Consider the following 11,404-nt stretch of genomic DNA (forward strand, 5'->3'; position numbering starts at 1 on the left):
TGCCCTCGATAACTCGTGATCTGTCGTCCCGCGTAGATGCACCGCCGGACCCCTCGCTTTTTACTACGGACGAACCCGCCGAAAATCAATGGCGCGCCCTTATGGCACGGCCAGACCAAGCATCGAGGCGGTGATCGTGAAGTAGAGCAGCAGGCCGGTGAGGTCGACAATGGTGGTCAGCGCCGGGCCGGAGACGACGGCCGGATCCTGCCGGACGGCGACGGCCACCAGTGGCAGCACCGCGCCGATCAGCGTTGCGGAGATGACCTGGGCGGCAAGCGCGATCGCGATTGCAAAGCCGATCCCCTCGAGCGTCATCGTGGCGGGCACATCGGCGGCGTTGGAGATCAGCAACACCTTCAGGAAGGCGAACAGGAACAAGGTTCCGGCCATCAGCAGTGACACGCGCGTCTCTCGCCACAATATCCAGAGCGTTTCGCGCGCCTTGACGTCGCCGGTCGTGAGCGCGCGCGTCACAAGGCTTGCGGATTGGGTGCCGACATTGCCGCCGGTGTCGGCGACCATCGGCATATAGAGGGCGAGGATCACCAGCGCGTCGAGCGCATCTTCGTAGATGTGGACCACGTAGCCCGCGGCAAGGCCCGCGACGGCCAGCGCCAGCACCCAGGGAACCCGGCGGCGGAAGTCGGACCAGACGGTGTGATCGAAGTAATCATCCTTCACCCCGCCCGCGATGCCGACCCAGCGATCGGCGTCCTCATGCAGTTCCTCGACCAGAAAGGCGTTGGCCTTTTCGGCGTGAACCACGCCGGCCACGCGGCCATCCCGTTCCAGCACGGGCATGATGTCGATCCCGCGGTCGATCATGTCATAGGCCGTCCGTTCGGCCCCGGCTTCACCGCGCCTGGCGGACGGAACCTTCGTCGTCATGACCGCTTCGATGGGACCGCTTCCGTTGAGGCAGTCCCTGAGGCTGACAATGCCGAGAAGACGGCCATCGCCATCGACCACGCAGGCGCTGGTGTGAAAAGCGCCGCTTCGGCTGGCAAAGCGATCCGTCGCCTCCGGGCAGGTGAGGTCGGGGGTAAGCAGCAGCGGCGCGGCATCCCAGATCGCTTCCACCGGATGTTCCGGCGCGAGCATGGAACTGGCAATATCGGTCATTTCGTCGTCCCCCATTTCCTTCGTCACAGGCCTTCCGGCGCTTTTGCCGGTCATCGGCGCCGCAGCAATAGCGCGCCAGCATTAAAGTTTTTCGAAAGCCGCGATCGCGGCAGACGCCGAGCATGAGACAGTATCAGCTTACCGTCACTCCTTGACCCCAAGTCAACCGCTGGGTACTTCTTTTGCTGGTTCCAGATTAGGGGAGAGACCTGTGGCTGACAAATCCGCCGAAGACGACCTGTTCGATCCGAATGACGAAACCTACGGCTCTGCAGATTTCCTGACCGTTCTGCCCAAGGCGGAATTCCCGCAGAAAACCCGCGCGCCGCGTTCCGTCTATGCCGCGGTCAAGGACGAGTTGATGATGGACGGCAATGCCCGCCAGAACCTCGCCACCTTCTGCCAGACCTGGGAAGAGCCCGAAGTCCACCAGTTGATGGACGACTGCATCGACAAGAACATGGTCGACAAGGACGAATATCCGCAGACCGCCGAGATCGAGGCGCGCTGCGTGAGCATGCTCGCCGACCTGTGGAACGCGCCCAAGGGACCAGCGACCGGGGCTTCGACGACCGGTTCGTCGGAAGCCGCGATGCTGGGCGGGCTGGCCATGAAGCGGCGCTGGGAAGCGCGACGCAAGGCAGAGGGCAAACCCACCGACAAGCCCAATCTGATCACCGGGCCGGTGCAGATCTGCTGGCACAAGTTCACGCGCTACTGGGATATCGAGCACCGCGAAATTCCGATGGAAAACGGGCGGCTGCTGATGACGCCCGAGGAGGTTCTGAAGCTCTGCGACGAGAACACGATCGGCGTTGTGCCGACCCTCGGCGTCACCTTTACCGGCGAATACGAGCCCGTGAAGGCCATCGCTGACGCGCTCGATGACCTGCAGGCGCGCACCGGGCTGGATATCCCGATTCATGTCGATGGCGCCAGCGGCGGCTTTCTCGCGCCGTTCTGCGCGCCGGAGCTTGAATGGGATTTCCGGATTCCGCGGGTGAAATCGATCAATGCCTCCGGCCACAAGTTCGGCCTTGCGCCGCTTGGCGTGGGCTGGGTCGTGTGGCGCGAGGAACAGGACCTGCCCGAGGAGATGATCTTCTGGGTCAACTATCTCGGCGGCAATATGCGCGACATCACGCTCAATTTCTCACGTCCGGGCGGTCAGGTCGTCTGCCAGTACTATAATTTCCTGCGCCTCGGCCGTGACGGTTACCGCAAGGTGCATGAGGCCTGCTATCGCAGCGCTGCCTATCTGGCAAGCGAACTGGAAAAGACCGGGCTTGTGGATATCGTGTTCGACGGCGACATGAAGCGCGGCATTCCGGCGGTGTCATGGAAGCTCAAGGAAGGGGTGAAGACCGAATACACGCTGTTCGACCTTGCCGACAGGCTGCGTTCGCGCGGCTGGCAGGTGCCGGCCTACACGCTTCCCGCCAATTGCGAGGATCAGGCGGTGCAGCGCATTCTGGTGCGCAACGGCGTCAGCATCGATCTCTGCTCGCTGCTGATCCGCGATATCAAAGCCTCGGTGGACTATTTCAAATCCCATCCGATCACCAGGTCGGTCTCCGAGGAAGAAGCCTCCGGCTTCCATCACTGAGTAAGCAGAGCGACCGTCGCGCCATTGAGGCGCGGCGCTGTCGGTCCGGTCAATCGCTGAACCCCATCGCGGCATAGAAGGCCGCCGCCTGGGCCCGTGAGGTGACGTCGAGCTTGGTGAGTATCTCGCTCACATGGTAGGCGATCGCGCGTTCGGTGCGCCCTACGATGCTTGAGATTTCGTTGTTGGTCTTGCCTTTGGCCATCCAGCTCAGGATTTCCACCTGAAGGTCCGACAGCAATTTGAAACGGCGGAGATCATATTCGGTGAACTGGCCTTCCTTGAACGCGGCCAGGCGCGCCACTGCCACGCTCGACAGGATCGTGACCTCCGGTATCACGTCAGGCGATTGCGGCGTCGGGTCGATGGACAGAAGCGTAATTGCACTGGCCTTTCCGTTGAGCGCCGGCAGCGACAGCGTCAGCCCGCCCATGATGCCCTGGAAACGGACATAATCATAGTATTCCTCTTGTCCGGGCATATCCCAGTTCTTCTGGTGCCACAGCAGCGGTGTCTTGTTGAACTCCAGATGCGCCATCAGCGGATCGCGCCCGGCCCACCTGTCGTTGACATAGGTGTCCAGCTCTTTCGTCGTGAAGGTGCTCAGCGTCGGCTTCTCCATGAACTCGGAGACGGTCGATCTGTTGATGCTGATGTTGTAGCCGACGAAACCCAGCCTGTTCACACTCTGTGTGAAGGCGCTCTTGACCTCCGGAAGGCTTTGGGCGAAAGCGATTCTGGTGACATCGTTGGATAGCGGCTTTAGCATGGTGTCCCCCAAAACTCTCTATACATTAGTGCATCCTAATGTTGAAAATTGATGACTGTCAATTCTGACAGTCGGTGCTCGCGATCGGTCCGTCTCCTGTCTCGCCGCCACAGGGCGCCACGACTAGAATATGCGTTTGAGCAAAAAAAACAAAGGCGCTCAGGGGCTTGAATGAAGTGGACGCATGCCGGCGTTTATTCGCGTGGAAAGGTTTGCGACCATGTGAGTTGCCGTGTCTCCGGTTGTATCCGCGCAACTGTCCGTTCTGACAGTTCCCTCTTCTGCGCGCTATCATTTAACTGTGGAAGCCGGTCAGGCTGGCCGGCTTTCAATTGGCTTTTGCGTCCGCAACGTCGGACTTCGGTCGCCGATTTTCATCATCAAACGCTCTCTTGGTCTTCAGAAAAGTATGACGTTTCTGTCTTGACGTCATACTCGTTCGTACTAAATTGCTTACTCACTGAACCAGGGGGCGTTTCATGAAAATTTTCGGTGCAGGTGTGTTGATCGTATCGGGTGTGCTCGCCGCAGCGGTCCCCGCCGCCGCCAAATCCGAGCTTATCCTTGCCATCGGCGGCGAGCCGGATACCGGCTACGATCCGCTGCTGGGCTGGGGGCGCTATGGCCATCCGCTGTTTCAGTCGACCCTGCTGAAGCGCGATGCGGCGCTTGAAACCGTTCCCGACCTCGCCAGCGCGCGGTCGCTTTCCGACGACAGGCTGGTCTGGACCATAACGCTCAGGCCGGGCGTGACCTTCAGCGACGGCACGCCGCTTTCGGCCGAGGACGTGGCCTTCACCTTCAACGAGGCGGCCAAAGCCGGCGGCGTGCTCGACCTTACGGTGATGGACAGCGCCGAGGCGATCGACGACCTGACGGTGGAAATCCGCCTGAAGCGCCCCTGGGTGACATTCTCGGAGAACTTCTACTCGCTCGGCATCGTGCCGTCGGACGGCTATGGGCCCGGCTATGCCCGCAACCCGGTCGGCTCCGGCCCCTTCAGGATGGTCTCCTGGACGGAGGGCGAGCAGCTCATCGTCGAGGCCAATCCGGATTATTATGGCCAGAAGCCGGAATTCGAACGTCTGACCTTCGTGTTCTCGGGCGAGGACACCAGTCTCGCAGCGGCCCGCACTGGTCAGGTCGATATGATCTCCGTGCCGGCGTTGATGGCGGATGACGACATTGACGGGTTCCGCAAGGTCATCATGCCCTCGGTCGACAATCGCGGTCTTTCCTTTCCCATGACCGCGCCCGGCGAGGTGAACGGCGAGACGGTGGGCAACGACGTGACGTCCGATCTCGCCATCCGCCGCGCCGTCAATCTCGGCGTCGACCGGGAGCAGCTCGTCGAGGTGGCGCTGAACGGCTATGGCCGCCCGGCCTATGGACCGGCGGACGGATTGCCCTGGTCCAATCCCGATGCAGCCGTCGCCCATGATCCGGATGGCGCGCGCGCTTTGCTGGACGAGGCGGGGTGGGCTGTCGGCGATGACGGCATCCGCGTTCGCGACGGCGTGAAGGCCGCGTTCGACATCTATTATCCGGCCTCCGATTCGGTGCGCCAGGCGCTTGCCGTCGTCACGGCGGAACAGTTGAAATCGCTCGGGATCGCCGCCCGGCCGATGGGTGCGACCTGGGAGCAGATCGGCCGCGTCGACCACCAGCAACCGGTCATGTTCGGCTGGGGCAGCCATAGCCCGCTCGAGGTCTACAGCCTTTATAATTCCGCCTGGGGCGGCATCGAATTCTACAATCCCGGCTATTTTTCCGACGAAACCGTCGACGCCCATTTCGCCGATGCCCAGCAATCGGCAAGCCTCGAGGCGTCCTATCCCGACTGGCAGGCGGCGGAATGGGACGGGCAGACGGGCTTTTCCGCGCGCGGCCTTGCCGGTTGGGCCTGGCTCGTCAATCTCGATCACGTCTATTTCGCCAACGACTGCCTCGATATCGGCGATACCCAGATCGAACCGCACGGCCACGGATGGCCGATCACCGCCATGATCGAACAATGGAAATGGACGTGTGAGTAATCCCGGCTTGAGCTCCGTCCCAAGGTTGGTGGCCACGCGCGTCGCGCGGCTTGCGGCCGTGCTTCTTCTCGTGGCCGTCGTCGCCTTCGCGCTCGCCAAAATCTCCCCGGTCGATCCGGTCAATGCCTATCTCGGCATCGATATCGCCCGGGTGGGGCCGGAACAGCGCGCCTTGATCGCGGCGCGCTGGGGGCTCGACCAGCCGCCCTTGGCGCAATTCACGCTCTGGGTGCGCAACCTGTTGCACGGCGATCTCGGCTATTCGATGATCTACAATGCGCCGGTTTCGGAGGTGATTGCCGCGCGGTTCTGGACCTCGCTGCCGCTTGTGGGTCTGGCATGGTTGTTTTCAGGCATTTTCGGCTTTGCGCTTGGCGTTGTCGCGGGCGCGAATTCGGGTTCCTGGGCCGACCGGGTGATCCGGCTCTACGCCTATTTCCTCTCCTCCGCGCCGACCTTCTGGATCGCGATCCTGCTCTTGATCGTATTCTCCGTCGAGCTCGGCTGGGCGCCGGTCTGTTGCGCCGGACCGCTCGGCGTCGTGCCCGCCGATGTCACCTTCGCCGAGCGGTTGCAGCATCTCGCCCTGCCGCTCGCGGCTCTCACCCTGCTCGGCGTGGCGCAGGTCGCGCTGCACACGCGGGCCAAGATCGCCGAGATCCTGCAGCTTGACGCCGCCCTATACGCCCGCGCCCAGGGGGCGGGCAAATGGGACGTCGTGCTCCGGCACGGGGTGCGCAACGCGGCGCTGCCGGCGATCACCATCCTGTTCGCCTCGCTTGGAGAACTGTTTGGCGGCTCGATCCTGGCGGAACAGGTCTTCGCCTATCCGGGTCTCGGCCAGGCCGCCGTTGCTGCCGGCGTGCGGGGCGACGTGCCGCTGCTGCTCGCCATTACCCTGTTCCTCACCTTGTTCGTGTCGGTCGGCAACATGATCGCCGACATGCTCTATCATCTCGTTGATCCGCGGATCCGGGAGGCGGAATTCACGGCGGGAGGCGCGCATGGCTGAAACCCTCCACCAGCCGGTGCCGGAACCGATGATCCTGCCGCGCATGGGCAACAGGGTCTGGACGCTGTCGTTCGCTTCGCTCGGGCTGGCGCTGATCCTGTTCGTTCCCGTTGCCGTGCAGATGGCGGGATCGGCGGGTGTGGCCCCCGATTTCGCCGCCCGGCTGTCGCCGCCCGACTGGCAGCACTGGTTCGGAACCGACCAGATGGGGCACGACATGTTGGCGCGCACGTTGAAGGGCCTCAACACCAGTCTCTGGGTCGGGCTTGTGGCCTCGACCTGTTCGGTGCTGATCGCCACGGTTCTGGCGATCGTCTCCATCGTCGGCGGCAAGTGGGTCGACGGGCTGGTGTCGCTTCTGGTGGATGCCGCCATCGGCCTGCCGCATCTGGTGCTGCTGATCCTGATCTGCTTTGCGCTCGGCGGCGGACCGGTTGCCGTGACGCTCGCGGTCGCGCTGACCCACTGGCCGCGCCTGACGCGGATATTGCGCGCCGAAGTGCTGCAGATCCGGCAGGCGCCCTATGTCGTCGCGGCCCGCCATTTCGGCAGGTCCTGGGCGTCGATCGCATTTGGGCACATCCTGCCGCATCTGCTGCCGCAGATGCTGGTCGGCCTAGTCCTGATGTTTCCACACGCGATCCTGCACGAGGCGAGCCTGACCTTCCTCGGGTTCGGCCTTGATCCGACGCGACCGGCGATCGGCGTGATGCTGGCGGATTCGATGCGTTACCTGACCGCCGGAAAATGGTGGCTGGGCCTGTTTCCCGGCCTCTGCCTGCTGGCGCTGGTGCTGTGCTTCGATGCCGTCGGCAACGGCCTTCGTCTGATTCTCGATCCAAGGACGGCAGAGACATGACGCTCCTTTCCTTCCACGATTTCGGCATCGGCTTTCGCCGCTACAGCGGCCTGCTTTCGACGCGGGAGGTGCCGGTGGTCAACGGTATCGGCTTTACCGTGCGGCGCGGCGAGGTGGTGGCCTTGATCGGCGCTTCCGGCGGCGGCAAGAGCCTGATCGCTCATGCACTGTTCGGTGTGCTGCCGCCCAATGCTTGCACAACAGGTGCGATCCGCTTTGAGGGCCGGGTGGTCGATGAGCGCAGCCGCCCATCGCTGCTGGGACGACGCATGGCGCTGATGCCGCAATCGGTGAGCCATCTCGATCCGATGGCGCGTTGCATCAGCCAGCTTCGCTGGGCGGCGCGGCGGGCGGGTGCTGCGGCGGATGATGCCCGCCTTGCCGCGACGCTCGCGCAGTTCGGGCTCGGGGCTGAGGCGGGCAACGCCTTCCCCCACCAGCTTTCCGGCGGCATGGCGCGGCGCATGCTGATGGCGATCGCGACCATCGGCGATCCGGACCTGATCGTCGCGGACGAGCCCACCAGCGGGCTCGACGACGACAATGCCGATATCGTGCTGGCGCGGCTTCGCAAGCTTGCCGGCGACGGCAAGGGTGTTCTGCTGGTCACGCATTCGCTCGCCTCCGCGCTTGCCTATGCCGATCGGGTCTGCCTGATTCGCGATGGCCGGCTCGAGGGCGAGGAAGACGCCGCCGGATTTTCGGGCGGCGGCGGCGGGCTGCGCACGGCCTATGCCCGCGTGCTCTGGCGGGCACTGCCGCAGAACGAGTTTCGGGGTGGCGACCATGCTTGAGGCGAGACGCGTTCGGTTCGGGTACGGCGTGCGCGCGCCGGTGGTCGACGGGGTCGATATTTCCATCCGCCCGGGCGAGATCGTCGGCCTCACCGGCCGGTCGGGCGCCGGCAAGTCGACGCTGGGGCGGCTTCTCGCCGGCTACCACAGGCCGGCCGCCGGCGAGGTGCTGGTCGATGGCAAGGCCCATGCGAAGGGCTACAACACGGTGCAGTATCTCCACCAGTCGCCGATCTTTGCCGTCGACCCGCGCTGGACGGTGGGCCGAATCATCGCGGAGGGCTGGTCGCCCGACGAGGAGACCCGGCAGGCGCTCGGCGTTTCGAAGAGTTGGTACGATCGTTTCCCGCACGAAATCTCGGGCGGGGAACTGCAGCGCATCGCGGTGCTGCGCGCGCTTGGCCCGCGCACAAGATACCTCGTGGCCGACGAGATCTCCGCGCCGCTCGATCCGCTGACCCAGGCCCAGATCTGGGACGCCCTCATCGGCGCGGTGCGCAAGCGCAATCTCGGCATGCTGGTCATCAGCCACGACCGTCCGCTGCTCGCCCGCCTGTCCGGGCGCCTCGTCACGCTTTGATCCTCTCTGCCCGGTTGGCGAATGCTGAGAAGGCGGCTATCAAGGGGTGGTGGAGCAATGAAGGAACCGAGCCATGCAGCGCGTCACCGTAACCCTCGACGACAATCTGATGGACGAGTTGGACAAGGTCGTCCGTGAACGCGGCTACCAGAATCGATCGGAGGCGATCCGCGACCTGACGCGCGCCGGCATGCAGCAGACCCTCGTCGACAGCGGCGCGGTGGAAGAATGCATCGGCGTGCTGAGCTATGTCTATGACCACGAGGCGCGCGATCTGGCGCGCCGGCTGACAAACACCTTCCACCACGATCACGACCTCTCGATCGTCAGCACCCATGTTCATCTCGACCATGATCGTTGTCTGGAGGTCTCGATCCTCCGGGGCGAGCCGCGCATGGTGAAACATCTCGCCGACCACGTGATCACGGAGCGTCATGTGCTCCACGGCAAGCTGGTGCTGATACCGGTGGAGGACAATGAGGCGGGCGGCGAGGGCGCCTAAGCCTTTCTGTCGGTTGGTTCAGGATTTTCTGGCGTTCGTCAGTAGCGGCAATATCAGCGCGGCAAGCGCGATCCCGCCGATCGTCAGCAGCACGCGGTTCGCCGTGATCTCGAGAACGCTGCCATCGGCCTGCAGATTGAAGGCCAGGGCGATGGCGGTCAGGCAGAACGACCACGGCGCATATTTCTTGGCGCCGATCATCAGCATCGTGAAAACGAGCCCGCCCACAAGCGCGGCATGGAGCCACGGGATGGGAGACAGGCCGAGGATCAGCCCGCCGGCTGCGGCGCCGAGCGTGGTGCCGAGGCCCCGTGCCTTCATCCGGTAGAGCGTCTGCTGACGCGTCGGCTTCATCACCCTGAGGCCGGCCGCCGGAAGCCAGCACGGATGGGAGCCGGGCAGGAAGCAGGCGAGGCCGCTTCCCGCAAGCGCAACGCCGACCATGCCGGCGGCAAACCGCCGCTGGCCGGAATCCGCCGCAAGGGCGAGCCTCCCGCTTTCGGGCGGGGAGACGGCCAGGGGAATGGCGAGGCTGACGAAAATGCCTGCCCAGAGCGTTCCGGCGAGAAAGCTCAGGCCATAGGCGGGAATCCCTCCGGCCGGCACCTGACCGACCGAGAGAAAATAGGCGAGCGCGCCAAGGGCGATCGGCAGGCGAAGATAGCCGCCCTTCAATTCGCCGAGGCATTGCGCCAGCGCCGCGATCACCGCACCGGCAAAAAACAGGCCGGATCCCAGCGAAACGGAAGCGCCCAGCGTTGCGAACAGGCTGATGGCGATGGCCGAGGAAAGCAACAGCGGAACGCGGCCGGAGGGCGGAAGGCGGGGAAACGAAACGCCAAGCAGATAGGCCCCGAAGGAAGCAACCATGCCGTGCGCGGTTTCGCCCGCGGCAATGCCCGCAACCCAAGGAGCGATAATGGCCAGCGCCATTATGGCTGCGCTTCGACCTTTTCCGCCAAAATCGATCAAGCGCATTTCCAGTCGAGAACCTGCTTTAACGCGTGGAAAACTTGGTTGGCGGTCGCAGGCCGCGTCGCCCGTGGAGGTCGCGTCGGGCGCGTTCGCAAAGCGATATGCCGGCCACAGATTATCAAGCATGCCTCCGTTCCCAAGACCTTACAACTGTCAATCCTGACAGTTTATCGCGCAATATCTTACTCATATCCTTCTTCTCACAAAGCGGGACTTCAGATCGAAGCGGCTCCTCCTCGGCTTCTGGATTCTGGAAACGTCTCCGGAACCGGGCGGAAAATATAAAGTCGATACTTTTCAGTTATTTACCTTGGCGGGTGTCGTCGACAAAGACGTTTTTCTGAAGATCACGCTGGTGCGCATCCAGCCTTTATGACAGGGGAGACCTATATGCATTTCACGCCTCGAGAGATCGACAAGCTGATGATCTACACGCTCGCGCAGGTCGCGCAGCAGCGCAAGGATCAGGGCCTGAAGCTCAACCATCCCGAAACCGTCTCGCTCATATCCGTGGCCGCGCTGAACGGCGCGCGCGCCGGCAAGACCGTCGAGGAGGTCATGGAAATCGCGCGCAAGGAAATCACGCGCGACGATGTGATGGAGGGGGTCGTCGACATGATCCCCTATGTCCAGGTGGAGGCCGTCTTCACCGATGGCAGCCGTCTCGTCACCATCCACGATCCGATCCAGTGAGGGCTTGAACATGGCGAATGAAAAGAAAACCCCGGTCGGCGGACTGGTCCTCGGCAAGGGCGACATCGAGATCAATGCCGGCTATCCGACGACCACGCTCAAGGTGCGCAACACCGGCGACAGGCCGATCCAGATCGGTTCGCATTTCCACTTCTTCGAGGTCAATGCCGCACTGGAATTCGACCGCGAACAGGCGTTCGGCAAGCGCCTGAACATTCCTGCAACCACCGCCCTGCGTTTCGAGCCGGGCGATGAGAAAGAGGTCACCCTTGTTCCCTATCAGGGCAAGCAGCGGGTGCTTGGCTTCAACGGTCTCGTCAACGGCTGGGTCGGCGACGAGAGCTACAATGACAGCCGCCCGCGGCTGGTCGACGCGATGGAGCGCGCGGAACGCTACGGCTTCAAGTCGTCCAAGTGACCGCCCCGCACAACCTCATTCGACAGGATTTCTGA

Annotated in this window: 12 protein-coding genes; 9 read left to right on the forward strand and 3 right to left on the reverse strand. The window is 63.4% G+C overall.

The window, feature by feature from the left end; translation table 11 throughout:
- Positions 1-99 precede the first annotated feature (99 nt).
- A complete protein-coding gene (locus Mame_RS10305; protein ID WP_033409301.1) occupies positions 100-1,125 on the reverse strand; it encodes a magnesium transporter in 1,026 nt (341 codons plus the stop codon).
- Between the two features lie 211 nt (positions 1,126-1,336).
- Here Mame_RS10305 and Mame_RS10310 point away from each other — a divergent pair, with 211 nt between their 5' ends.
- Positions 1,337-2,731 carry a glutamate decarboxylase gene (locus Mame_RS10310; protein ID WP_018062745.1) on the forward strand — a complete coding sequence of 465 codons (1,395 nt, stop codon included), beginning with the start codon at positions 1,337-1,339 and terminating at the stop codon, positions 2,729-2,731.
- 49 nt (positions 2,732-2,780) lie between these two features.
- On the opposite strand, the gene Mame_RS10315 is transcribed toward Mame_RS10310, so the two are convergent.
- Entirely contained in the window at positions 2,781-3,500 is a 720-nt protein-coding gene (locus tag Mame_RS10315) for a LuxR C-terminal-related transcriptional regulator (protein ID WP_018062744.1), read from the reverse strand.
- A 479-nt stretch (positions 3,501-3,979) separates the two neighbouring features.
- On the opposite strand from Mame_RS10315, the gene Mame_RS10320 reads away from it, so the two are divergent.
- From Mame_RS10320 to nikR, 6 genes are all read left to right on the forward strand, one after another.
- Positions 3,980-5,536: an ABC transporter substrate-binding protein gene (locus Mame_RS10320; protein WP_026173122.1), complete on the forward strand. Its 1,557-nt coding sequence runs from the start codon at positions 3,980-3,982 to the stop codon at positions 5,534-5,536.
- Positions 5,529-6,548 carry an ABC transporter permease gene (locus tag Mame_RS10325; RefSeq protein WP_235726773.1) on the forward strand — a complete coding sequence of 340 codons (1,020 nt, stop codon included), beginning with the start codon at positions 5,529-5,531 and terminating at the stop codon, positions 6,546-6,548. The genes Mame_RS10320 and Mame_RS10325 overlap by 8 nt, the downstream gene beginning before the upstream one ends.
- On the forward strand, positions 6,541-7,407 hold the full coding sequence (locus Mame_RS10330; RefSeq protein ID WP_018062741.1) for an ABC transporter permease: 867 nt from the start codon (positions 6,541-6,543) through the stop codon (positions 7,405-7,407). The genes Mame_RS10325 and Mame_RS10330 overlap by 8 nt, the downstream gene beginning before the upstream one ends.
- Positions 7,404-8,201 (forward strand): ATP-binding cassette domain-containing protein, encoded by a 798-nt coding sequence (locus tag Mame_RS10335; protein WP_018062740.1) that lies wholly within the window; start codon positions 7,404-7,406, stop codon positions 8,199-8,201. The genes Mame_RS10330 and Mame_RS10335 overlap by 4 nt, the downstream gene beginning before the upstream one ends.
- Positions 8,194-8,781, forward strand: a complete 588-nt coding sequence (locus Mame_RS10340) for an ABC transporter ATP-binding protein (protein ID WP_018062739.1) — start codon at positions 8,194-8,196, stop codon at positions 8,779-8,781. Before Mame_RS10335 ends, Mame_RS10340 begins: the two co-directional genes overlap by 8 nt.
- A gap of 73 nt (positions 8,782-8,854) precedes the next feature.
- Positions 8,855-9,283, forward strand: coding sequence for a nickel-responsive transcriptional regulator NikR (nikR, locus tag Mame_RS10345; protein ID WP_018062738.1), 429 nt, complete (start codon positions 8,855-8,857; stop codon positions 9,281-9,283).
- A gap of 18 nt (positions 9,284-9,301) precedes the next feature.
- Here nikR and Mame_RS10350 read toward each other — a convergent pair whose 3' ends face one another.
- Positions 9,302-10,216 (reverse strand): FUSC family protein, encoded by a 915-nt coding sequence (locus Mame_RS10350; protein WP_018062737.1) that lies wholly within the window; start codon positions 10,214-10,216, stop codon positions 9,302-9,304.
- A gap of 432 nt (positions 10,217-10,648) precedes the next feature.
- On the opposite strand from Mame_RS10350, the gene Mame_RS10355 reads away from it, so the two are divergent.
- Positions 10,649-10,951, forward strand: a complete 303-nt coding sequence (locus Mame_RS10355) for an urease subunit gamma (protein WP_026173120.1) — start codon at positions 10,649-10,651, stop codon at positions 10,949-10,951.
- A 10-nt stretch (positions 10,952-10,961) separates the two neighbouring features.
- Positions 10,962-11,369: an urease subunit beta gene (locus Mame_RS10360; protein ID WP_018062735.1), complete on the forward strand. Its 408-nt coding sequence runs from the start codon at positions 10,962-10,964 to the stop codon at positions 11,367-11,369.
- The last annotated feature ends 35 nt before the right edge of the window (positions 11,370-11,404 follow it).

The organism is Martelella mediterranea DSM 17316 (assembly GCF_002043005.1).
Lineage (GTDB): Bacteria > Pseudomonadota > Alphaproteobacteria > Rhizobiales > Rhizobiaceae > Martelella > Martelella mediterranea.

Bases quoted from the DNA above. Each gene is read 5' to 3' on its own strand.
- Mame_RS10330 (WP_018062741.1), top strand. From the start codon at position 6,541: ATGGCTGAAACCCTCCACCAGCCGGTGCCGGAACCGATGATCCTGCCG.
- nikR (WP_018062738.1), top strand. From the start codon at position 8,855: ATGCAGCGCGTCACCGTAACCCTCGACGACAATCTGATGGACGAGTTG.
- Mame_RS10355 (WP_026173120.1), top strand. From the start codon at position 10,649: ATGCATTTCACGCCTCGAGAGATCGACAAGCTGATGATCTACACGCTC.
- Mame_RS10340 (WP_018062739.1), top strand. From the start codon at position 8,194: ATGCTTGAGGCGAGACGCGTTCGGTTCGGGTACGGCGTGCGCGCGCCG.
- Mame_RS10360 (WP_018062735.1), top strand. From the start codon at position 10,962: ATGGCGAATGAAAAGAAAACCCCGGTCGGCGGACTGGTCCTCGGCAAG.
- Mame_RS10350 (WP_018062737.1), bottom strand. From the start codon at position 10,216: ATGGCGCTGGCCATTATCGCTCCTTGGGTTGCGGGCATTGCCGCGGGC.
- Mame_RS10335 (WP_018062740.1), top strand. From the start codon at position 7,404: ATGACGCTCCTTTCCTTCCACGATTTCGGCATCGGCTTTCGCCGCTAC.
- Mame_RS10315 (WP_018062744.1), bottom strand. From the start codon at position 3,500: ATGCTAAAGCCGCTATCCAACGATGTCACCAGAATCGCTTTCGCCCAA.
- Mame_RS10320 (WP_026173122.1), top strand. From the start codon at position 3,980: ATGAAAATTTTCGGTGCAGGTGTGTTGATCGTATCGGGTGTGCTCGCC.
- Mame_RS10305 (WP_033409301.1), bottom strand. From the start codon at position 1,125: ATGACCGATATTGCCAGTTCCATGCTCGCGCCGGAACATCCGGTGGAA.